At 66.5% G+C, this 23,183-nt stretch carries 17 protein-coding genes; 9 read left to right on the top strand and 8 right to left on the bottom strand.

The window, feature by feature from the left end; genetic code table 11:
• Positions 1–21 precede the first annotated feature (21 nt).
• Positions 22–705 (top strand): erythromycin esterase family protein, encoded by a 684-nt coding sequence (locus JQX13_RS22415; protein ID WP_203410957.1) that lies wholly within the window; start codon positions 22–24, stop codon positions 703–705.
• 654 nt (positions 706–1,359) lie between these two features.
• Here JQX13_RS22415 and JQX13_RS22410 read toward each other — a convergent pair.
• Positions 1,360–1,659 carry a hypothetical protein gene (locus JQX13_RS22410; protein WP_203410956.1) on the bottom strand — a complete coding sequence of 100 codons (300 nt, stop codon included), beginning with the start codon at positions 1,657–1,659 and terminating at the stop codon, positions 1,360–1,362.
• 232 nt (positions 1,660–1,891) lie between these two features.
• Between JQX13_RS22410 and JQX13_RS22405 the strand changes: the two genes are divergently transcribed.
• Positions 1,892–3,502: an endo-1,3-alpha-glucanase family glycosylhydrolase gene (locus tag JQX13_RS22405; RefSeq protein ID WP_203410955.1), complete on the top strand. Its 1,611-nt coding sequence runs from the start codon at positions 1,892–1,894 to the stop codon at positions 3,500–3,502.
• A 224-nt stretch (positions 3,503–3,726) separates the two neighbouring features.
• On the opposite strand, the gene JQX13_RS22400 is transcribed toward JQX13_RS22405, so the two are convergent.
• The 4 genes from JQX13_RS22400 to JQX13_RS22385 all read right to left on the bottom strand — a co-directional run bounded on the left by JQX13_RS22400 (position 3,727) and on the right by JQX13_RS22385 (position 6,976).
• On the bottom strand, positions 3,727–4,053 hold the full coding sequence (locus tag JQX13_RS22400; RefSeq protein ID WP_203408413.1) for a transposase: 327 nt from the start codon (positions 4,051–4,053) through the stop codon (positions 3,727–3,729).
• Positions 4,054–4,070: 17 nt separating this feature from the next.
• On the bottom strand, positions 4,071–5,129 hold the full coding sequence (locus JQX13_RS22395) for a transposase (RefSeq protein ID WP_203408414.1): 1,059 nt from the start codon (positions 5,127–5,129) through the stop codon (positions 4,071–4,073).
• A 378-nt stretch (positions 5,130–5,507) separates the two neighbouring features.
• Positions 5,508–5,648 (bottom strand): hypothetical protein, encoded by a 141-nt coding sequence (locus JQX13_RS22390; protein WP_203410954.1) that lies wholly within the window; start codon positions 5,646–5,648, stop codon positions 5,508–5,510.
• Between the two features lie 137 nt (positions 5,649–5,785).
• Positions 5,786–6,976, bottom strand: coding sequence for a cytochrome P450 (locus JQX13_RS22385; RefSeq protein WP_203410953.1), 1,191 nt, complete (start codon positions 6,974–6,976; stop codon positions 5,786–5,788).
• 193 nt (positions 6,977–7,169) lie between these two features.
• Here JQX13_RS22385 and JQX13_RS22380 point away from each other — a divergent pair, with 193 nt between their 5' ends.
• Positions 7,170–11,120, top strand: coding sequence for a GH92 family glycosyl hydrolase (locus tag JQX13_RS22380; protein ID WP_203410952.1), 3,951 nt, complete (start codon positions 7,170–7,172; stop codon positions 11,118–11,120).
• Between the two features lie 171 nt (positions 11,121–11,291).
• Positions 11,292–12,512 (top strand): cytochrome P450, encoded by a 1,221-nt coding sequence (locus tag JQX13_RS22375; protein ID WP_203410951.1) that lies wholly within the window; start codon positions 11,292–11,294, stop codon positions 12,510–12,512.
• Between the two features lie 42 nt (positions 12,513–12,554).
• On the opposite strand, the gene JQX13_RS22370 is transcribed toward JQX13_RS22375, so the two are convergent.
• Positions 12,555–13,817, bottom strand: coding sequence for a PQQ-dependent sugar dehydrogenase (locus JQX13_RS22370; RefSeq protein WP_203410950.1), 1,263 nt, complete (start codon positions 13,815–13,817; stop codon positions 12,555–12,557).
• A 468-nt stretch (positions 13,818–14,285) separates the two neighbouring features.
• On the opposite strand from JQX13_RS22370, the gene JQX13_RS22365 reads away from it, so the two are divergent.
• The 3 genes from JQX13_RS22365 to JQX13_RS22355 all read left to right on the top strand — a co-directional run bounded on the left by JQX13_RS22365 (position 14,286) and on the right by JQX13_RS22355 (position 18,466).
• The gene (locus JQX13_RS22365; protein WP_239015027.1) at positions 14,286–14,630 is read left to right on the top strand and encodes an isochorismatase family protein; all 345 of its coding nucleotides are present in this window, start codon (positions 14,286–14,288) and stop codon (positions 14,628–14,630) included.
• A gap of 428 nt (positions 14,631–15,058) precedes the next feature.
• The gene (locus JQX13_RS22360; protein WP_203410949.1) at positions 15,059–16,636 is read left to right on the top strand and encodes a ricin-type beta-trefoil lectin domain protein; all 1,578 of its coding nucleotides are present in this window, start codon (positions 15,059–15,061) and stop codon (positions 16,634–16,636) included.
• Positions 16,637–16,807: 171 nt separating this feature from the next.
• Positions 16,808–18,466 carry a M14 family metallopeptidase gene (locus JQX13_RS22355; protein ID WP_203410948.1) on the top strand — a complete coding sequence of 553 codons (1,659 nt, stop codon included), beginning with the start codon at positions 16,808–16,810 and terminating at the stop codon, positions 18,464–18,466.
• Between the two features lie 62 nt (positions 18,467–18,528).
• On the opposite strand, the gene JQX13_RS22350 is transcribed toward JQX13_RS22355, so the two are convergent.
• Positions 18,529–19,551, bottom strand: coding sequence for a hypothetical protein (locus JQX13_RS22350; protein WP_239015025.1), 1,023 nt, complete (start codon positions 19,549–19,551; stop codon positions 18,529–18,531).
• 468 nt (positions 19,552–20,019) lie between these two features.
• Between JQX13_RS22350 and JQX13_RS22345 the strand changes: the two genes are divergently transcribed.
• Complete coding sequence (locus JQX13_RS22345) at positions 20,020–20,931, top strand: MBOAT family protein (RefSeq protein ID WP_203410947.1); 912 nt, start codon at positions 20,020–20,022, stop codon at positions 20,929–20,931.
• A gap of 114 nt (positions 20,932–21,045) precedes the next feature.
• On the opposite strand, the gene JQX13_RS22340 is transcribed toward JQX13_RS22345, so the two are convergent.
• Entirely contained in the window at positions 21,046–22,050 is a 1,005-nt protein-coding gene (locus tag JQX13_RS22340) for an aldo/keto reductase (RefSeq protein WP_239015023.1), read from the bottom strand.
• A 99-nt stretch (positions 22,051–22,149) separates the two neighbouring features.
• Between JQX13_RS22340 and JQX13_RS22335 the strand changes: the two genes are divergently transcribed.
• On the top strand, positions 22,150–23,094 hold the full coding sequence (locus tag JQX13_RS22335; protein WP_203410946.1) for a LysR family transcriptional regulator: 945 nt from the start codon (positions 22,150–22,152) through the stop codon (positions 23,092–23,094).
• Positions 23,095–23,183: the final 89 nt, after the last annotated feature.

The following is a 23,183-nucleotide window of genomic DNA, read 5'->3' as shown; positions in this document are numbered from 1 at the left end:
CGTCAGGCCCGGCCGGTATGCGTGGGAGGCTCAATCTTTTCTCCAGGAGCGACCATCCCCACCACCACCGTGGAGACGGGGCACGGGTTCTCCGACCTCGCGCCGCTGGTGCCCGTGCTCGCCCAGGTACGAGTCGTCGGCCTGGGCGAGTCCACCCACGGCACGCGCGAGTTCTTCCAGCTCAAGCACCGGATGTTCGAGTTCCTCGTCTCCGAGCTGGGCTTCACCGCCTTCGTCCTCGAGGCGAACTTCACCGCGTCGGCCGCGGTGGACCACTACGTGCTCACCGGGGAGGGAGCTCCCGCGCGACTGCTCGCCGGCTTGCAGCTCTGGCCCTGGAACACGGAGGAGGTGCTCGCGCTCATCCAGTGGATGCGCGCCTACAACGCCGACCCCGCCCACCCGCGCAAGCTGCGCTTCTACGGCATGGACGCGACACTCTCCGTCGGACCGGCACGGGCGATGCTCGACTACCTGGCTCAGGTGGACCCGGCGTACCGGGCGGATGCGACCCTCGCCCGCACCGGCCTGCCCCTGTTCGCGCTCGACCTGCGCGGCGCGCCCACCGACGGGCCGGTGGCCACGTATCTGGAGACCCCTGTGGGGATGCGGGAGATTGGCGCGGCGTACACCCCTGGTGCCTCCACCTGGTTGGGCGACAGGAGCACGTCCTTGGCGAAGTACACCCAGTCCGCATCCTCGTAGTACGTACGCGAGGTGTTGTTGCTCGTGTCCAGCTCGATGAACCACAGCTGGTAGGCGATGTACTGGCCGATCGTCGGGGCGTACTCGGGGCCGTGGGACGCCCGCTGCACGCCGTCGATGAAGTAGACGCTCCCCGAGGGGGACACATGCAGTACGAGCGTGTGCCACCCGTCATGGCTCGTGGAGACCTGGTTCGACCTGGACCCCTTGTTCCTGTCCCACGAGGTCAGGAACATGGTGCTGGTATTGCCCTGGCCCCAGCCACCGTTGGGCAGGTACTCGAAGTCCTGCTCCGAGTAGTTGGAAGAGTTGTAGGGGGTGATGGTGAAGAAGGTCTCCACGTACTTGTCGCCGAAGAGGCGCGGGCCGGACAGCGTCGTGTCGTTGAACCTGAACCGCGACGCGTAGGTGCCGTAGCGGAACTTCTGGACCTTGGAGAGGACCTCGACCTGGGTCGAGCCGCCCGCGGTCCCGTTCGTGCTCCCCCGCAGCCGCAGCAGCCGGTTGCTGCTGGTGCCGTCATTCACCAGCGAGGCGTTGGACGGCAGCCACTGCGCGCCGCTCACACCGGGACCGCCCGAGTAGCTGCGCAACTGCCACCAGCTCTGGAACCCGGCATCCGCCGTGCTCGAGTAGCTGAAGTCATCGAAGAACTCAGCCGACATCGTGCCCCCCGTCACCGCCACCGCCACCGCCGTCACCACCGCCACTCGCGCTGGGAGGCGTGCCGCCGCGCAGGCCACTCAGGGGCGCCGAGCCCGCGTCGTGCACGGTGATCTTGCTCCAGTTGGCGAACGTGGTCTGGTTGCCGTACGAGTAGTCATCCGTCTCATTGACGGAGGCGCCGAACGTGATGCCCAGCTCGATGGGCACGCTCGTCTCGCCCGGAGCCAGGCTCCCGGCGGCGCTGGTGAAGCGGACCTCCACGTACTGATCAGCTCCCGTGGCGGACACGCTCCCGCTCGTCAACGTGATGCCCTCGACCGGGTGCGTTTGCGACCATCAACATCTTGGAAAGAGAAGTTGGTCGCGCACGTTGTCATGTCATGACAGGAACGACAGCCAGCACACGCTCTTTTCCTGAGACGGCGGAGACGAGGACCCCTCTCTAGAACGAGTCGCAACCCACACCGGAATTTCCCAGGTTGCCCCCGCAGGTTCGTTTTCTCAGAAAGAGAGCCAGCACTTGTTCAGCGAGAGTGTCTCCCGACTGAAGCACGGTCTCTTCCTTCTCCTCGCGGCAGCAGCGGCCGTGTCGGCCTGCGCCCCTCCCGAGGCGTCTTCCGAGCTGGAGGGTACGGAGGGCTCCGATGGCTCGAGCCTGGCCACCAAGGCCCCCTTCGAGCTGAACAATGCGCTCCTGCCGTTCGACTTGCCGGCACGCGCGGACCTCGCCAAGAGCGAGTACAAGGTCTTCGCTCACTGGCACAACTTCCCGCTGCGGAGCTATGGCACCAACTCCGCAGGCCAGCACTACGACAACTACACCAACTGGCTCAAACCCACGGGAGACTATGCGTCCATCGGGGGATGGTTGCGCGATCGGCCCGTGCCGATCCTGGCCATCCCCGCAGTGGAGCCGGACTACGGCAAGCGGGACATGAAGACGGACATCCAGACGGCCGCCGCCGTCGGCGTCGATGGCTTCCTCTTCAATCTCTGGTTCCGTCCCAGCGATAACCGCTGGAAGTGGCTGACGAACCTCTTCGATGCAGCGGACGCGTTCAACGCCGAGAACCCGAGCGCCCCCTTCTACGTCATCCCCAACATTGACAGTCACATCCTCTCGAATGGCAGCGGAGCGAATGAGCCGCGTCAGCGGGCCGACGACCTCGCGGCCTTCAAGAACCGCGCTTCGTGGAGGAAGCTCAACGGCAAGTTCGTGGTGGGCAGCTTCAGGCCCGAGGCCCTGCCAACCTCCTGGTACCAGCAGTTCTTCGATCAACTGAAGACCGTCCATGGAATGGATGCGGTGCTGTGGGGAACCCTGCTCGACCCCTCGGAGGCCAATCGCAACGCGCTGAAGCCCTTCATGGTGGGAGCCACCTTCTCGCGTTGGGACAACCTCCCCTACACCGCCAACCCCCTGAATGGCATCAACACCCTGAAGGCATGGGGCGACCAGAACGGAGTCCCCTACTCTCCGCCGGTCAGCCATACGGACAACCGACCCACCAGCTCCATCACCACGGAAACGGCGGGCTTCAAGACCCAGTACAACACCTGGAAGGCGGCGATCGACTCGGGCGTGAAGATGGTGCAGATCCTCACCTGGAATGACCACTACGAGGGTCACGCCTTGCGGCCCAACTCGGCGGTGCAGTACGCGTTCTACGACCTGACGGCCTACTACTCGACCTGGTTCAAGACCCGCCAGCAGCCGGCCATCGTGCGCGACGTCCTCTACTACGCGCACCGCATGCACCTGAGCACCGAGCCCTACGATACCACCCGGCAGGCCAGACCCACCGCATCGAAGAATGGTGTGGCCCTCGTGGACCGGGTCTTCGTCCTGGGCATGCTCAAGTCGAGCGGGCGCGTGCAGATCTCCTCGGGCGGGACCACCTACGGCGCCGATCTTCCCTCGGGCCCGCAGTTCTTCGACGCACCGTTGAAGGCGAACAGCCAACCGTCCTTCCAACTGAGCAGGAATGGCGCGGCGATCATCAACCTCACGAGCGCCTTCCGGACGCGCTCGCCCATCGTCTGGCAGGATTTGCTGTACCGCGCGGGAAGCACTTCACGCCCGGTCGTCTCGGGGGTGCAGAACAACCTGCCGCAGGATCGTCTCCCGTAACAGCGCTGAAGAGCAGTCGATAAATCCCTCGCGGGAGCAGAGCGCGATCAGGAAGTGGAGGGGAGGGCGGAGGAAATCGCCCATCCCGAGGCGCGGAGTTGGAGGGGGGGGTTGTACAGGTGGGAAGCAGGCGAGAGCGGGATTCAACCACACAGCCCGGGGGCTCATCGCCTGGTTGGAGCCTGAGAGGCCCGGTCACACCACACGCGGCAGGGGGCTGGCCGTCAGAAGCCAGCAGGCAAGGCGGTGACCTGGTCCACCGGCACCGGACTGATGCCGCCACCGAGAGAGGCCGCGTTGCCTGGAGCCAGCTCGAGGAGGTGAGCCGGCTCGGCAAGCGCGCTCTGGCGCGCCAGCAGCGCATCCACCAGAGGCTGGCCGTGTGCGGCCAGGTTGTGCGCCAGGGCCACCAGCAAGGCGACACACTTCACCTTGTCCAGCCCCCGCACCGTCACCTGCGTCAGGCCATAGCGCCCCTTCACCTGCGCGTTGACGTTCTCCACCAGGCCGGCGCGGGCCTTGTACTGCTCCTTGGCCTCGTCGGTGCGCATGCGCTCACGCCACGCCTCTACCTCGGGGGAATGGTCCCCCTGCTGCCCGGCCTGGGCCATGCGCTCGGGCACCGAAATGAGCGCTTCAACCCCTTGGCCGCGCACTGCTTCACGTCTGCGCACGTGGCATGGCCGCCATCGGCCAGCACGCGCTCGGGCACCTGGCCCGTGCGTTGCTCAATCTGCTCCACCATGGGGCTCACGCTGCCCATGTCGCTGCCCTGGTTGGTGACTTCCACTCCCACAATCGTTCGCGGCCCTCCCAGCGCCTCCCCAGCCACCGCGAATTGCAGGTTGTAGGCGGGTCGGAAACCCCCATCGGCCATCTTCATCACCCGTGCATCCGCATCCGTGGAGGAGGCGCGCACCTTCTCCTTGTCCGCCCCCTTCTTCCTGGCCTGCTGTTGCTTTATCGCCTCCAGCGCCGCGTCCACCCGCGCCTGGTAGTCACGCGCCTTGGCCTCTCGTGTCGCCTGCTGCCCACGCGTCAGCTCCGGGTCGTCCTTCTGCGCCAGCACCGCTTGCAAGTGCAGCTCGGCCTGCTCCTGGCACTCCCGCAGCGACTGCTCCCGCCGGAACGAAGGCGCCGAGGCACTGGCCCTCACCCGCGTGCCGTCCTGCGCCACCTGCTCCAAACTCACCAGCCCCTGCTGCAACAGCACCGAGAGCACGTCGGTAAACACCTGCTGCAACACCTCCAGGTGCTCCACCCGGAACTGGCTCAGCTTGTCGTGGCTCACCTTCACTCCACCGGCCAGCCACTGGTACGCCCTGTCCTCCTCGCACCGGCGCGCCAGCTCCGTCGCCGTCCCCACTCCCTGCTGAATCCCGTACACCCACAGCGCCAACAGCAACCGGGGACTTGTCACCGGGCGTCCCGCATGTCCCTCCACCGCCTTGGCCCCGGCCAGAAAGCCTCTCAGGTCCAACGCCTCCACCGCCGCCGCCACTACCCGCACCGGGTGCTCCGGCTCCACCAACTGCTCCGGCATCTGCTTGAACAGCCAGCCTTGCGACCTGTCCGGCTCTTTCGTCCGGACTCTTCCCTCTGCTGCCCGCGCTTTCTTCTGGCTCACTCCCCCTGCCTACTTCACATGGTACCTCTTGCACCCGAACCCCAGGGGTGGGGCTTTGCCTTCCCCACCCACCTTTGGATCACCCAGCTTTCACTTCCTGGGATTTATCGAGCGCTCTTGAGGGCCGAAGCATCGCGCAGACCGCCCGTGCTCGAGTCACATGCGGGCAAGGCCACACTCCACCTGTTGGGACCCATGGAGGACCCCAACACCCAGGAGGACCCGCTGCCCTTTGACTTCCAGCGGAGGGGAGCGACACACTCGTAACGAGCGTGAGGCTGGGGCGGGGGTCGAAGGACTCGCTCTTGGCTCGAGTTCTTTGGAAGTAACGAGGCCGGAGTGAGCCTGCCCCCCGCTACTTGTTGGAACGATTCCTTCTCAGGGCGTGGTGAAGAAAGAGCTGAAGGTGTCTGCCTGGGCCCTGGGCAGAAGATAGACGGAGCCCTGGTGGCTCACGTCATAGTGGGGGGCATCCACGACCGTCAGGCGCAGGTAGTGGATGGAATCCGGTGACAGCATTCCGGGGGGGCAGCCCACGAGCATCCCTCGGGTTGGTTGCAACAGGCTTTCATCGACGCCGGGACAAAGGCATACCGCGAGAACGCCCATTGCTTCATCGGCGCTGGCGCTCCTTCCCTGGAAACAGGCTGGCGAGCTCAGGCCGGGATGAAACGAAGCGGCAGTCTTTGAGGCCCACGAACCGTGATGGCCTGGCCCCAGTTCAGCTCGGCGGGGATCCGCTCGAAGCCGCTGAAGCGGGAGAGCAGCGCCTCCAGGCCGCAGCGCGCCTCCATCCGGGCCAGCTGCGCGCCGATGCAGTAGTGGACGCCATACCCGAAGGAGAGGCCGGGCTGTCCACGGTGGAGATCGAAGCGATCGGGCTCGGTGTAGTGGCGCTCGTCACGGTTCGCCGAGGCGATGAGGGCGAGCACCACGTCCCCCTGGGGAATCTTCACCCCGGAGAGCGTCACGTCGGAGGTGACGATGCGTACCAACGCCTGGACGGGCGTATCGTAGCGCAGCATCTCCTCGATGAACCCAGGCACCAGCGCGGGCTCGGCGCGCAGCCGCGCCCGCACATCCGGGCGCTCCGCCAGGAAGAGCAGGGAGTTTGCCAGCAGGTGCACCGTCGTCTCCAAGCCCGCGATGAGCAGGAGCACCAGGAAGTCGATGATCTCCCTATCCGTCAAGGACTGTCCCTCCACCTCCGCGCGGATCAGCTCGCTGACCAGATCATCGGCGGGCGAGCGGCGGCGGGCCTCGATGACCTCGGAGATGTAGCGCGTCGCGTCCGAGATGGCGATGAGCGTGCGCCGGGCGTGCTCGGGGTCTCGGGGCTCGGGGGTGACGCTGGCGATGTCGTCCGACCAGTCCTTGAACCGATGATGGAGGGAGACGTCCAGCCCGAGCAGCTCGCCGATGACGAACGCCGGCAGCGGCATGGCGAACCGGGAGACGAAGTCCGCCTCGCCCTTTTCCGCCAGCTCATCCACGAGCCGGTTCGCGAGCTTCCGGATGCGAGCCTCCAGCCGGGTGATGGCGCTGGCGTTGAAGGCCCGGCTCACCAGCGTCCGCAGCCGGGTGTGCCCCGCCCCATCCATGGCGAGCATCGAGTTGGCGAGCGGGTTGTACCCCACCCACTCCGGCTGCCACGCCGCCTTGAACCCCTGCGAGGAGAACAGCTGCGGGTTCTTGATGACGAAGGCCACGTCCTCATAACGGGAAACGGCCCAGAACCCCGCGGGCTCTACCTGGATGACGGGGGTGTTGCGGCGCATCTCGGCATAGCGGGGATGCGGGTCGGCGCGGAACTCGGGCGCCAGGATGTTCACACGTTGAGTCGTCACGGAGGGGCTCCAGTCTGCTCACCGTCGAGGTGTCTCGAAGGATACACAAGGGGAGAACCCTCACACACCTGCTGTATGAATACGAATCCAGCGATCCGCTCCCCAAAACAAACCCCGTCCCCGCGACAATCACTGACCGGAGAGCACACTTCGTCTAGGATGTTCACCCCCCCAATCCCCCCAAGGTCTACGCATGACCGATCGTTCACCGCGTTTCACTTGCTTGCTCGCCCTCGCCGCCGTCTTGACCATCGGGTGCGACCCTTCGCCTCCCGAAGCCGATGCGGGCACCGACACCGACGCGGGAGCCAACATCGACGCTGGCACCGACATCGACGCGGGCACCGATGGCGGTTCACCCGGCGCTCCCCAGGATTTCTATTCGTCGTTCGAGGCCACGGATCCGCAGCCCACATGGACTTCCACGGTCGAGCTCGACGCGAAGGGACAGAAGAAGTCCTTCGGGGTCACCGGTGAGGCGGAGACGCGGATCCGCGGCAGCATCATGGATCAGGTGGTCGCGGTGGCCGCCAACGGTGAAAACCCTCCCGACGAGATCGCGACCCGCATCGCCGACGGGGATCTGACCTCCAAGTGGCTGACGTTCACGAGCACCGGCTGGGTGCAGCTCCAGCTCGCGCAGCCCATCGCCGTGAAGCGTTACGCCATCTCCTCCGCCAACGACGCGCCCGAGCGCGACCCCTCCAACTGGACCCTCGAGGGCTCGCAGGACGGAATGACCTGGACCGCGATCGACCAGCGCGGCAACGAGTCGTTCTCCGCCCGCTTCGAGACCCACACCTACGAGCTCACCAACACCACCGCCTATCTCCATTACCGGCTCAACGTCACCGCCAATCACAGCGGCAACATCCTGCAGATCTCCGAGCTCCAGCTCTCCAATGGTGACGACACGCCGCCGCCGGTGACCGACATGAAGAGCTTCGTCGGCAATGGCCCTGGCTCCTCGTGGAATGCGAAGCTCGGCGCCGGGTTTACCGGCACGCACGCCCTCCGCTTCGCGGGCGCGGTCCTGGAGAACGGCCGCGGCTATTCCTACAACAAGCTCTTCGACGTCGACATCCCGGTCACGCCGACGACGGAGCTGTCGTATCTGCTCTTCGTCGACGCGGCGATGAACGACCCGACCGCCCCGAGCACCTACGCGGCGCTCGATCTCGCCTTCGACGACGGCACCTACCTGAGCGAGCTGAACGCCGTCGACCAGCACCACGCGACGCTGAGCCCGACGGGCCAGGGCGCGTCGCGCACGCTCTACCCCAACGAATGGAATTACAAGGCCGCTCGCATCGGTGATGTCGCCGCGGGCAAGACGATCAAGCGCATCCTGGTCGGCTATGACCACCCGCACGGGCCGGTTTCCGCCTTCGGCGGATGGATCGACGACGTGCGGATCACTGCCACGCCCGTGCACGTGAAGCCCGAGCACCTGTCGGATTACGTGACCACCCTGCGCGGCACCCACTCGAGCGGCAGATACTCGCGCGGCAACAACTTCCCCGCGACGGCGGTCCCACACGGGTTCAACTTCTGGACCCCGGTGACCGACGCGAGCTCGATGAGCTGGCTCTACGAGTACCACCGCCGCAACGACGCGAACAACCACCCGGCGCTCCAGGCGCTCTCCCTGAGCCACGAGACGAGCCCGTGGATGGGGGACCGGCAGACCTTCCAGATCATGCCCTCGGCGGTCAACGGCACGCCGAACGCCAACCGCGCCGCGCGCGCCCTCTCCTTCCTGCACGAGAACGAGATCGCGCGGCCCTACTACTACGGCGTGAAGTTCGACAACGGCATCCAGGCGGAGCTCACGCCCACCGACCATGCCGCGATCTTCCGCTTCACGTTCCCCGGCGACGACGCGAGCCTCATCTTCGACAACGTCAACAACAACGGCGGGCTCACCCTCGACGCCTCCGCGCGCGTGGTGACTGGCTACTCCGACGCGCGCAGCGGGCTCTCGGTGGGCGCCACGCGCATCTTCATCTACGCCACGTTCGACAAGCCGGTGGCCGCGAGCGGCAAGCTCACCGGTGGCGGCGGCTCGAACGTGACCGGCTACTTCCGCTTCACCGTCCCGGCGGACGACCGCACCGTCACCATGCGCATCGCCACCTCGCTCATCAGCGTCGAGCAGGCCAGGAAGAACCTCGCGCTCGAGATCCCGGACGCCGACGGCTTCGACGACGTGAAGGCGCGCGCCCAGCAGCTCTGGGACCAGAAGCTCGGCATCATCGAGGTCCAGGGCGCCAGTGAGGACCAGCTCACCACGTTCTATTCCAACCTGTACCGGCTGTTCCTCTATCCGAACTCGGGATTCGAGAATGTCGGCACGGCGACCGCACCCGAATACGCGCACGCGAGCCCGGTGGCCGCGGCAGTCGGCGCGAGCACGCCCACGCAGACCGGCGCCAGGGTCGTGAGTGGAAAGCTCTACGTGAACAACGGCTTCTGGGACACCTACCGGGTGACCTGGCCCGCATACGCGCTGTTCTCGCCCACCCGGGCGGGCGAGCTGATCGACGGCTTCGTGCAGCAGTACAAGGAAGGCGGGTGGCTCACCCGCTGGTCCTCGCCCGGCTATGCCGATCTCATGACCGGCACGAGCTCCGATGTCGCCTTCGCCGACGCCTACGTGAAGGGCATCCGGAACTTCGACGTGGAGGCGGCCTACGACGCGGCGCTGAAGAACGCGACGGTCCGGCCGACCGACCGCGGCTTCGGACGCAAGGGGCTCGAATCGTCGATCTTCCTGGGCTACACCCCGAACTCGCTCGACGCCGGCCTGTCGTGGGCGATGGCCGGCTATCTGAACGACTTCGGCATCGCGAACATGGCGAGCGAGCTCTCCAAGGACACGAGCAACCCGCGCCACCAGGAGTACGCCGAGAGCGCGGAGTACTTCCTCGAGCGGTCGCAGAACTACGTGAACCTGTTCGACCCGTCGATCCAGTTCTTCCAGGGCAGGACGGCGAGTGGCGGTTTCGCGACGCCGGCGGCTCTGTATGACCCGCGTATCTGGGGCTACGACTACACCGAGACCAACGGCTGGAACACCGCCTTCGACGCGCCGTACGACGGCCTCGGCCTCGCCAACCTGTACGGCGGCAGGACCCAGCTCGCCGCGAAGCTCGATCAGTTCTTCGCCACGCCCGAGACAGCGAGCTTCGTGGGCTCCTACGGCGGAGTGATTCACGAGATGGTCGAGGCGCGCGACGTGCGCATGGGCCAGCTCGCACTGAGCAACCAGCCCTCGTTCCACATCCCGTACATGTACATCCACGCCGGGCAGCCGGCGAAGACGCAGGAGAAGGTTCGCGACGCGCTCTCGCGCCTCTTCGTGGGGAGCAACATCGGCCAGGGCTACCTCGGCGATGAGGACAACGGCGCGATGTCGGCGTGGCACCTCTTCAGCGCGCTCGGCTTCTACCCGCTCGCGGTGGGTAGCGCGGACTACGTCATTGGCTCGCCGCTCTTCACCAAGGCGATCATCCACCTCGAGAACGGCCGCGACATCACGATCAACGCGCCGAACAACAGCCCGAAGAACGTCTACGTGCAGGCGCTGAAGGTCAACGGGAAGGCGTATACGAAGACCTACCTGTCACACGCGCTGCTCACCGCTGGCGCCACGCTCGACTTCGACATGGGCCCCTCGCCCTCCGCGTGGGGCACCGGCGAAGAGGACGCGCCGCCCTCGATCACCACCGACGGCAGCGCCCCGCAGCCGCTGCGCGACGCCGCGACGGGCGGCGTGGCCACGTCGAGCGACGGCACGAATCCCAGCGCGCTCTTCGACGACACCTCGGCCACGAGCGTGAGCTTCACTGCGGAGAACCCCACGTTGCTGTACCACTTCGCCTCGGGCGCGCGGGAAGTCACCTTCTACACGCTGACGTCGGGCACCACCGCGGCCGATCCGATGGGCTGGACGCTGAGCGGCTCGAACGACGGCGTGACCTTCACGACCCTCGACGAGCGCAGCGCGGAGACGTTCCGCTGGCGCACGCAGACGCGCGCCTTCCGGGTCGCGAATCCTGGTGCCTACGCGTACTACCGCCTCGAGTTGACCGGCGCGGCGGGCATGTCGCTCGCTGAGCTCGAGCTCCTCGCCAGACCGTAGTGCGGTGAGGCGGGCGGGCCGCGCTCGATCGCGGCCGGCCGGAGCGGACCGGGAAGACCCTGGCCCGTCGCCCTTCCGGAGCAGGAGGAAGGGGGACCTGTCGAGAGTGTACAGTCCTGATATCCAAGGGCCTGGCTTCCCGCCTGTCCTGCCAGCAGCTTGAGAGGAACCATGAGCGCGAGCGCCGATATCGACTTGATGAGCGAGAGCTTCTTCGCCAACCCCTTCCCCACGTTCGAGCGGTTGCGCACCCAGGCTCCCGTCTATTTCTTCGAGCCCTTCCAGTGCTTCATCCTCACGCGCGGCGCCGATATCGAGGCGGTCACCAAGAACCCGAGCTTCTCCTCGCGGCGCGCGAACGAGATGCTGGGGAGTCTCGGGGTGCTGCGAGAGGACGCGGCGTCGGAGGAGATGCTCGCGACCTGGTCACGGCTCGTCTTCTTCCAGGATCCGCCCCGCCACACGCTGCTGCGTCAGCTCGTCATGAAGGGCTTCACGCCCGCGGCGCTCGAGCGCTTCCGGCCCCGGCTCGCGTCGCTCGTGGAGCGGACCCTGGAGAAGGTGCGGCGCCAGGGAGAGCTGGACGTCGTCGCGGACTTCGCGGAGCCCATCGCCATCAATGCCATCGCCGAGCTGTTCGCGCTCCCCGAGGCGGACAGGCCACGGTTCATGCGCTGGTCGAAGGACCTGCTCAAACCCACGAGCTCGGCGGTCCGCACGGACGAAGTGAGGAACTCCGTGCGGCGAACCTCCCATGACATGGTGACCTACCTGCGGGACCTCGTCGAGAAGCGCCGTGCGGCGCCCGGGGATGATCTCATCAGCCAGTTCATCGCGGGGGAGGAAGGAAACCTCCAGCTCGCGGGCGAGGCCGTCATCCAGTCCTTCCAGATGATCGGCGCGGGCTTCGTCACGTCGACGAACCAGCTCACCAACACGGTCCTCGCGCTCCTGAAGCACCCCGAGCAGCTGCGCGAGCTGAGGGGGGACCCGGGGCTCATCCGGGGCGCCATCGAGGAGAGCCTGCGCCATGAACCGGCCATCCTGTCCATCAACCGGTTGTGCGTGCAGGACACGGAGGTCGGCGGCACGCGCATCCCCCAGGGGCGGTTCGTCCACGCGATGACCGCCGCGGCCAATCGCGACCCCGAGGTGTTCCCCGACCCGGATCGCTTCGACATCACCCGGGCGCCCAACCGGCATGTGACCTTCGGGGTCGGTGCGCACTATTGCCCGGGGGCCTCACTCGTCCGTCTCGAGGTCGAGGAGGCCCTGCGAGCCCTGCTCACGTTTCCGCGCTGGGAGCTGGCCGACAGGCCCTACAACTACCAGGGCTCCAACTTCCAGGATCGCGGGCCCGGCTCGCTCCACGTGCGCTTCCCGAGCAACTAGCTGGCCCGGGGAGTCGTCCCCCGAACCAGCGGTGAACCCAGGTCACCGGGGCGTGAGCTTGAGCAGTTGGCCGTCGGTGGCGTCGGTGAGCAGGTAGAGCGCCCCCTCGGGACCCTGGACGACCTCGCGGATGCGCGCATTCAGCTCCTTGAGCAACCGCTCCTCGCCCACCACGCGGTCATTCCTCATCATGAGCCGCACCAGCGCCTTGCTGGACAGGCCTCCGATGAAGACGTTGTTGCGCCACTCGGGGAAGAGGTCCCCGGTGTAGATGGTCATCCCCGAGGGGGAGATCACCGGATCCCAGTAGTACACGGGCTGCTCCATGCCCGGGCCCTGGGGGCTCTCGTGGATGGGCTCGCCGGAGTACTCCTCGCCGTAGCCGATGGTGGGCCAGCCGTAATCCTTGCCAGCCTCCGGGAGGTTGAGCTCGTCACCCCCCTTCGGCCCCATCTCCACCGTCCACAGGCGCTTCTGGCTGTCGAGCGCCGCGGACAGGATGTTGCGGTGTCCCACGGACCAGATCTCCGGCCGGGCGCCCTCGGTGCCGACGAACGGGTTGTCCTGGGGCACCGAGCCGTCGGGGTTGATGCGGACGATCTTCCCGAAGTGGCTCCCCAGGTCCCGGGCCTGGACCCGGCCAGGGAGGTGGGAGCGCTCACCGAGCGTGACGAACAGCTTGCCGTCTGGGGTGAACACGAGCCGCCCCCCCGCGTGCAGGGTCGACTCGAACGTGGGCATCATGCGGAAGATGACCTGCACGTTCTCCACGCGCGGCTGCTCGCCGTCCACGAGGCGCGCGCGGGCCACCGCCAGGCCATTGCCACCCTCGCGCGGCTCGTAATAGGTCCAGTAGATGAGCTGGCTCTGGGCGTAGTCGGGACCGATCTCCACGTCGAGCAGCCCGCCCTGTCCCCGGCCATCCACGGGCGGCAGACCCGCCACGGCGGGGGACTTCGCGCCCTGAGGGGTGACGATGTAGAGCGAGCCGGTCGGCTTCTCCGTCACCAGTATGCGCGAATCCGGCAGGAAGGCGATGGCCCAGGGATTCTTGAAACCCGAGGCGATCTCAGTGACCTGGAAGGCCGTGCGCGTCTGGATGGCCGGGGCGCGCGTCTGACCGGGGAAGGCCGGTTGGAACTCGGGCACGTTGGGGGGGCCCTGCTCTACCGGGGGGCCGCTCGGAAGAGGCTCCTCCGGCGGAGTGTCGCCCCCCGGATCGGGGTTGGGCTCGGGCTCGGGGGTCTTGCTGCTGCAGCCAGACAGGAGGGCGGCGAGGACAACGATCAGCGGGAAGGTTCGCATGAGACTCTCTCCACGGTGGTGAGGGGGGGCAGCACAGGGGCGGTGAACGATGTGTATTCAGCGTCCATGCGAGGACAGGACCGTATGCCTCCTTGCAGGTTCAAATAACCAGTGTGTGCTCGGCTCGCCATCAACCCGATGGCCGCTGCACATGGAGGGCCTGCACCGCCGGTTCAGCCTCGGAAGAGGAGGTAGAGGAGGGCGGAGAGGGCGAGTGAGACGAGAACGGAGCCCAGGCACCCGAGCTTGTTGGAGAAGAAGAAGAACATGCCCGCCAAGGTGAGGGGTGCCCCTGCGGTTCGCAGGCTCCGACAAGCGGGCGGACGCGTGGAACGTCCGGCAGGCAACACGCAGTGTCAGGGATGCCTCGTGGCGCTCCTCTGCGCGTGGTCCTTCGCTCCCTCTTTCGGGTGAAGCGCCTCGTACGCTTCCGGGTGATTTCAACCAAGGCCTGACGCTCTACGCTGCATGAATGCCTGGGAAGCTCAGCAGGTGATCGCTCAGAGCAATGCCTTCGAGAAGGAGCGGCTGGTGTTCGCGGGACTCTGGACTGGCGTGTGCATCGTCGGCCCTGTTCTGTCCGCGCTCGACCAGGGATTCAAGCCGTACGTCATCACCGATGCCTGTGGTGATGTGTCCGACGAGGCACATGAGCGCGCGGTGCAGCGCATGATCCAGGCCGGTGCGATTCCGATGACCAGCTTGCAGTACCTGCTCGCCCTGCATCGCGACGCGCGGCCGCCGTCAGTGCGCCACTTCGTCGGTGCCTCGCCATGGAGCTCTCACGTCGTCCCCTTGGAGAAAATTCCTTGAGCAGGGCGCGGTAGTTCCAACAGGAGAAGGGGCTGGGTATGGCCATCAGGCGGACGTCGCCAATCCCATCCATGGGATGGGAGATGCCATGTCTTTCTTCTTCCGTGCTCGAATGTGCGTGTGGCTGCCCTCAAGGTGATGTTGGCCCCATCTGTTTCCCCTGGCCTCGTTGGAACCTCCCGTCTCACTGTTCTCGGAGGACTAGAGGAAGCTCTGCCTTTTTTCGGGTCAAAAAAATCGAACGCGTCTCCTGATGGCCCCCAGCCGACGCTTCCTTGAATCCGGTTTTTCATCGATTTTTCACATTTTGCTGGTTTCCCTTGATGGCTTCGGGACTGTTGTTCCATAATCCATCACAGTCCTGCCCCTCGCCGTGCGCCACTGGAACGGCGCGGCCGAGGCGGCTTCACCCGCAGGGAAATACAAACATGAAGAATACAAAGCACAACACGCTCTCCACCGTGACGGCGTTGTTCGCCACCATCGCCACCCTGAACGGTCTGCCGGCCACCGCCGAGGCCGCTCCCGCCGGCAAGAGCGTGACCGCGCCAGAGGTGTCGCCGGACATGCTCAACGCGATGCGCCGGGACCTGAAGGGCACCGAGGAGCAACTGATGCGCCGGCTGGACTTCGAGGCGAAGGCGCCCTCCCTGGAGCGGGGCCTGCGCGAGCAGCTGGGCGACAGCTTCGGCGGCGCCTGGTTGAACGAGAAAGGCACCCAGCTCATCATCGGCGTCACCGATGAGGCCAGCGCCGCGCGCGTTCGCCGAGCCGGAGCCGAGCCCCGGCTCGTCAAGCACAACAAGGCGCGGCTGGATCAGATCATGGAGGAGCTGAACCGCAACGCCCACAACGCGCCCTCCTCGGTCCACGCGTGGTACGTGGACGTCGCCACCAACAGTGTCGTGGTGCTGGCCGAGAACGCCACGAGCCTGACGGCCTCGCGTGCCCAGGCGTTCGCCGCCCTGAGCAGCGGCGCGAAGGACGGGGCGCTCCGCGTGGAGCACTCCGCCCAGGCCCCGCGCCCGGCGTACGACGTGCGCGGCGGCGAGGTCTACTTCACCGGCACCGGGGCCGGTGGCTCCTATTCCGCCTGCTCGGTGGGCTTCTCCGTGCACGGCGGCTTCGTCACCGCGGGACACTGTGGCGGAGCGGGCACCCCCACCCTCGGCCACAACTGGCAGTCCATGGGCACCGTCCGGGCCTCGGTCTGGCCCGGCAATGACTGGGCGTGGGTGGCAACCAACAGCTCGTGGACGCCGCAGCCCTGGGTGTACAACCACAACAACGGCAACGTCCTGGTTCAGGGCTCCAACCCGGCCAGCATCGGCGCGTCCATCTGCCGCTCCGGCAACACGACCGGCTGGCGGTGTGGAACGCTCCTGGCCACGAACGTCACCGTCAACTACTCCGATGGCCCCGTCTATGGCCTGTCCACGACCGACGCGTGCGCCGATCCCGGTGACTCGGGTGGCGCGGTCCTCTCCGGCAACCAGGCGCAGGGCGTGACCTCGGGCATCGCGGGCGGCTGCGCCAACGGCAACCCTCCCCGGACGTTCTTCCAGCCCGTCAACCCCATCCTCAACGCCTACGGCCTCTCGCTCGTCACGAGCGGCGGTGGCGGCAGCACCGGAGCGTTCGTCTCGCGGATGAACGGCAAGTGCATCGACGTGCCCAACGCCAACTTCTCCGATGGCGTCCAACTGCAGATGTATACCTGCAATGGGACCAATGCCCAGAGGTTCACCTGGGACGGCGCCCGGCTGAAGATTGGCGGCAAGTGCATGGACGTGTCCGGGGCCTCGACGGCCAACGGCACCCGCATCCAGCTCGCCAACTGCAACGGCAACCGCGCCCAGGACTTCACGTTGAGCCCCGCGGGCGACCTGGTCAGCTACCTCGCCGACAAGTGCGTGGATATCGAGGGGTTCAACGGCAACGACGGCGCCAAACTGAGCATCTACACCTGCAGCGGCACCTCGAACCAGAAGTGGGACTTCCGCTAGCCACTGGCGCTCGAAACCCCCACGAGACCGGCACGTGACACACCACGAGGCCCGGAACCGCGCACGGCGGCTCCGGGCCTCGGGCGTTTCAGAATTGAAGTGTCTGTAAAAATTGTATATCCAGCATTCCAGGAATAAGGTGCGCTCCTCCCCTGCCGTGGAGGAACCCCCATGCCGTCGTCCGTCACTGGAGTTCTCGCAACCGCCGCAGCGCTCGCCCTCTCACCTGTCGTTGCCCGGGCAGGAGCCCCCGAGGAGGGGCCGTCCCGTCCGTCCGTCCTCCTGGCCCGGGTGTCGTTCAAGTCCCGGGTGGACCTGGATCGGCTCGCCGAGACGCTGGACCTCAGCGCGGCGGTGGATCACGAAAAGAAGACCGTGGAGGCGGTACTCTCGCCCGAGGAGTACGACGCGCTGGTGAAGGAGGGTCGCCGCGTGGAGCTCCTCGAGGAACAGACGCGGCTCCTGAACGAGCCACGCGAGGGGCGGGTGTCCCTGGCCGGCGGGATTCCCGGCTACTCGTGCTACCGCACGGTGGACGAGACCTACGCCGCCATGGCGCAGCTGCCCACCACCTACCCGAACCTCGCCTCGTGGAATGACATCGGCGACACCTGGGACAAGGTGACGGCGGGAGGCAAGCCGGGAGATGACCTGAGGGTGCTGGTGCTGACGAACAAGGCGCGCTCGGGCTCCAAGGCGCGGTTCTTCCTGATGGGCGGCATCCACGCCCGCGAGTACACGACGGCGGAGCTGGCCACGCGCTTCGCCGAGCAGCTCGTGAGCCGCTACGGCACGGACCCGGATGTCACCTGGCTGCTCGACTACTCCGAGCTGCACGTGGTGGTGCAGTCCAACCCGGACGGTCGCCGCGTCGCGGAGACGGGAGTATCCAAGCGCAAGAACACCAACACCAGCGAGGGCTCCTGCTCCACGGCGACGTACGGGGTGGATCTCAACCGCAACAGCAGCTTCGACTGGGGTGGCGCTGGCGCGAGCAGCAGCGCGTGCAATGACACCTACCGGGGGCGCTCGGCGGCCTCCGAGCCGGAGACGAAGACGCTGGAGAATTACATCCTCTCCCTCTTCCCGGATCAGCGCGGGCCCGCCTCCACGGATCCCGCCCCCGCGGACGCCACGGGACTGATGCTCAGCCTCCACAGCTACGGCGGGTATGTGCTCTATCCCTGGTCGGCCACCACGGCGGCGGCGCCGAACGCGACCCAGCTGCGCACCCTGGGGCGCAAGTTCAACTACTTCAATGGCTATCAGGCGTGCCAGGTGAGCTCGTGCCTGTATTCGGCCTCGGGCTCCACGGATGCCTTCGCCTACGGGCGGCTCGGCGTCGCGGCGTTCACCTTCGAAATGGGGGGTGCATTCTTCGAGAGTTGCACCACCTTCGAGAACACCATCGTCCCCAAGAACATGCCGGCCCTCTACTACGCCTTCAAGGCGGCGCGGCGGCCGTATCAGGTGGCGGCGGGCCCGGACTCCATCAACCTCGCGCTGTCGGCGAGCACCGTGGCGCAGGGGACCCCGGTGACGCTCACGGCTCGGGCGGATGACACCCGCTACGGCACCAACGGGGGCACGGAAGGCTCACAGGCCATCGCCGCCGCGCGCTACTCCATCGATGCGCCGTCCTGGGTGTCGGGGACGCCCACGTTCGCACTGAGCGCGGTGGACGGAAGCTTCAACAGCACGGCCGAGTCGGTGCAGGCCACGGTCTTCACCTCGGGCCTGGCACCGGGCCGGCACACGCTCTTCGTGGAGAGCCAGGACGCCAGCGGAAACTGGGGCGTCCCCACCGCCATCTTCCTGAACGTGCGGTAGTTCGTTCCCTCCTCGGAGCCGGGGAGCTTCGCGAGAGGCTCCCCGCTGGTGGTCCCCATCCACTAGGCACCGGGCTGCACGGAGATCTGCACGCGCCCATAGTTGTCGTTGTAGGGCCTGTCGACGATGCGCACCTGCAGCACGTTGTCGTCTCCCGTCAGTTCATAGGTGTACTTGTGTTCGGTCGCGTTGAAGGATGCCGTGCTGGCCGGGTGCTTCCAGGTCTTGCCCCCGTCCAGGCTGACCTCGATGACGCTACTTCTCCGGGGAGCAGGCTCCGAGCTCTTCTCCAAACCAGAGCCATTTGGCCACGCGAAGACGAACTCGGGGTCGATGCCCACCAGCTTGTTCGCTCCCTTCGGGCTCGACCACATGGGCGTGGGCTCGGGCTTGCCTGACTTCGAGCCGGGCTTGGGGAAACTCCACGCGCTATAGGTTCCCTGCATCGTGACGCGATACGGCTTGCCTCGCGCGAGCACCATCTCACCGCGGATGGGGGTGTTGCTCCGGGAGTCGAGCCACAGCTCCTCCTCGGCGGGCCGCACGAAGATCTGCACGCGCCCGTAGTTGTCGGCGGACGGAGTGTCGACGATGCGCACCTGCAGAGCGTTGTCGTCTCCCGTCAGCTCGTAGTCGTACTTGTGATCCGCCGCGTCGAAGGGCGCCGTGCTGGACGGGTGCTTCCAGGTCTTCCCCCCATCCAGGCTGACCTCGATGAAGCCACCTCTCCGGGGAGCAGGCTCCGGCCTCGTGTCCACGTAGGTGCCAGCTGGCCAGGCGAACATGAACTCGGGGTCGACGCCCACCAGCGTGTTCGTCCCCTTCGGGCTCGGCCACATGGGCGCGGACTCCGGCTTGCCTGACTTCGTGCCGGGGGTGGTGAAGCCAGCCCACACGCTATAGGTCCCCTGCATCGTGACGTGATACGACTTGCCCCGCTTGAGCACCATCGTGCTGCTGATGGGGGCGTTGCCCTGGGAATCGAGCCAGAGCTCTTCCTTCTGCGCCCAGGCGGAGGTGGCCACCAACGCCAGCAACCCCACGCAGCGCATGTCCAGCTTCGAGAACCATCCCACGACGTTCATATCCATCTCCTCGGGTAGGTACTGCGCGGTGCTTCAGGACCTCTTCCGCACGATGCTGTCATTCAAGCGATCTGCCCCAGGTCGAGAGTCCCAGGTGAGTCGGATTCGAGGCACACCAAAGCAGGAGGCATGCCAGGGGGACGCAGGGGGCACTTAGAGGGAAACACGAGGAGACAGACCCGGCCCGGCGTGCCGACTGACATGTCAAGGGTGGGCGATGACACGTCGATGACGTGTCATGGATGTGTCAGCCAAAGCCAGACAACGCAACACGGAGGCGGCATGGCAAACCACGTGCTAACATGTTTCGAGTCCGCGCCCAAAGGCAGATGGAGGCGTGGCATGGGGTCCCTGGCGACCCTGGGTGGGTGCGCCGCGGGTTCGGCGGAGGGCTCATGGCTGCTGGCGGGCCTGCTCCTGCAGGCCGGTGTCGTCTCCCACCGCCGGCCGACGTGGTAGGCTGGGCGGGTGTTGCTCCTCGTCCTCTACGTGGGGCTGATCTACGCCGCCGGTCTGGCCGCCGCGCTGCTGGCTGCTGGACCGGTGTGGCGTCGGACGGCGGCGCTGTTCGTCATGAGCGCGGCGCTTCCGGTGGCCTTTCTCGCGCCCGCCGACCACCAGACCTTCCGAGCCTTCGTGGCACTGGGCAGCCTGTGGTTCCTGGCGCGCACCGTGGAGCTCGTCCGCGAGCCCAGGCACCTGCCCGTGGCGCGCCGCATCTGGCATGCGGTGGGACTGGTGGACACCCGGCTCGCGCGTCGCAGGGCCCCTTCGCTGGATCGGCCGGCACTGCTCCGACTGCTGCTATGCATACCGCTCGTGGCCGCTGGTTTCGCGGGCGTGTACTACGGCAGCCAGCTCTCCTCGAGCGCACTCCGGCTCGGGAGCCGCTGGGCAGCCGGCGCCTTGTTCGTCTACACGGCCGTCGAGGTGGTCGTCTCCGGGGTCATCCTCCTCTATAGCGCCGTGGGGATCGACCCACGCCCACTCCATGACGATCCGATTCGCTCGAGGACGATCGCGGAGTTCTGGGGCCGCCGCTGGAACCGGGCGGTGCACCGCTTCCTGAAGCTGAACGTCTTCGCCCCCGTGGCCCGCCGGGGCTACACGGAGCTGGGGCTGGCGCTCACCTTCGTGGTCAGCGCCTTCTTCCACTTCGCCTTCATGCTGCCGGCGGTGGGACCGGGTCTGGCCGCGATGATGGGAGCCTTCTTCCTGCTTCAGCTGCCGTTCCTCTGGGCGGAGCGCGCCTTGGGGGTCGCCCGGTGGAAGGAGCCCCTGGCCCGAGCATGGACGCTCACCCTGCTCTTCGTGAGTTCCCCCCTCTTCGTCGAGCCGGTGCTCCGGATCGTCGACAGCTGGACCGCGGCTCCGGGGTAGTCCGGCGGCGCTCGAGCGGCATGCAATCGCCGCCGCGTTCGCTCGTCAGGAAATCACCCGGTCCCCTGCAAGAACTCGTTTCGAGGCCTCGTGCGCTCCGGGAGCGCGCTGTGGTTAGCGAGCAGCCATGAGTTTCGTACGCTGGACGGCCAGCAATTCGTGCGGATAGCCGCCAGGCACCGAGCTGACCTCGTTCAGCCGGCGGAGTTGGTCCGCGCTCAATTCGAGCGTGGCCGCGGCAAGATTCTCCTCGAGCTGCGTGTGTGTACGCGGCCCGATGATTGGATGTACGCCCCTGGCCATCACCCAGGCAATGGCGACCTGCCCCGGCGTCGCGCCTGTCTCGTCCGCGACGGCGAGCACCGCGTCGATGACAGTGGCTCCCCCGCCAGCATCCTCATGCGCGACACTCCCTTTGAACGACGTCACCCGACCCGTCTCGCCCTTGCGGTACTTTCCCGTCAGTAGACCTCCCGCCAGCGGAGAATAGGCCATGACGCCCAGACCGAGCTCATCCGCCATCGGAAGCAGCTCGTGCTCGGTGGTGCGCTGGAGGAGGCTGTATTCGACCTGAATCGCCGCGATTGGCGCCCAGCCGCGCAGGTTCGCTGTCGCCGCCGCCGTCGAGATTCGCCACGCCGGCATGTTGGAGAAGCCGCCATAGAGGATCTTACCCGCTCGGACCAGGTCATCGAAGCCACGTGCGATCTCCTCGACCGGCGTCACACCGTCGTCCATATGGACGAGATAGAGATCGATGCGATCGGTCTCGAGGCGCTTCAGACTGGCCTCGACCGACTGGACCATCGCCTTGCGGTGGGCACCCAACGCCGCGACCCCAGGGTCCGGCATTGCGCTACGGCTGTATTTCGAGGCGATGACGAAGTCGTCGCGGTTGGCGGCGATGAATTCACCAATTGCGATTTCAGATTGACCCTGCTGATACGCATCCGACGTGTCGATGAAATTCCCGCCCGCTTCCGCATAGCCGCGCAGGATGGCCCGCACATCCGCAGGCTCCGCGCCGTAACCGCCCGCCTTGCCCAACACCCCGGTTCCGAGGATCAGGTTCGAAACCCTGATGCCTGTCCGCCGACCCAAGAGCATGTAGCGCATCATGATGACTCCTTCTCCGCCATTCTTCCTCTCTTCGTGGCATCCGTAGCGCAGGACGTGCTATGCACGAAGTGGCATGTGTTCCGATCAGAGATGAACGCCATGCATTTCTCGAACCTCGATCTCAACCTCCTCCGGGTGTTCCTCACGCTGATTGACGAGGGCAACGCCACGCGGGCCGGCCACAGACTGAACCTCAGCCCCTCGGCGGTGAGCCATGCACTCGGTCGTCTCCGAGCCGCGCTGGGTGATCCGCTCTTCATCCGTGGAAGCACCAGCCTTCGCCCGACGCCGCGGGCGCTGGAGATGGCGCCGGAAATCCGTCGAGCGATGGAGCAACTCCAGGCGGCCGTTTCGGCCCCGATCTTCGATCCCTCCTCGACGGAGAGGGAGTTCGTCACCGTGGTGAGCGCCTATGGCTGTTCAGTGCTGCTGCCCCGGATTGTTCGAGCATTTCATCAGGCGGCGCCACGGGCGACGTTACGCGTGCGCGCCCCTGAAGCCGGGCTTGCGGAAGCTCTAGATGAAGGCCGTGTCGATGTCGTGATCTGCAGCTTCGAGCGGAGCCCACCGCGCTTCGCCTACACGCATTTGTTCGAAGAGACCGCCGTGTGGGTCGTGCGGGGAGACCATCCCGCGACCGCCAGGGGTCTGTCCCCCGGTAAGCTCTCGAGGCTGCCGCGCGTCGCCGTGTCCGCGCTCGATCCCTGGAGCGGCAAGGATGACAACCTCGACGGCCTGGGCCTCACTCGTCCCGCTGGATGGAGCGAGGACTACATGCACGGTCTGGCGGGAATGCCGGCGCCGCCGCTCATGGTCCCTGACGTGCACTCCGCACTGGCCGTCGTTCTCGAGACGGACATGGCGGCCCTGTTGCCGAAGCGTCTGGCCCTGCCCGCGGTCCAGTCGGGTCAATTGGCGATGGTCGAAGCCGCCGTCGTACCGGCGCCCGCCCGGATCGGTGCGATCAGATTGAAGGCCGTAGGCAAGAATTCGCCCGTGGCCTGGTTTATCGAACTGATCACCTCGGCCACAGCGGGCCTTTGATCACCGCGGCTGGAAGGAGAACCGGGGCCCCGGGGTGTCATGAAGCGGACGGGCGATTCACTCTCGGGCAGGACGAACAGGGTGGCCAT

The organism is Archangium violaceum, assembly GCF_016859125.1.
Classification (GTDB): Bacteria; Myxococcota; Myxococcia; order Myxococcales; family Myxococcaceae; genus Archangium; species Archangium violaceum_A.
Note: the sequence above shows the minus strand (reverse complement) of the source record. Positions and strands in the feature narration are given on the sequence as shown.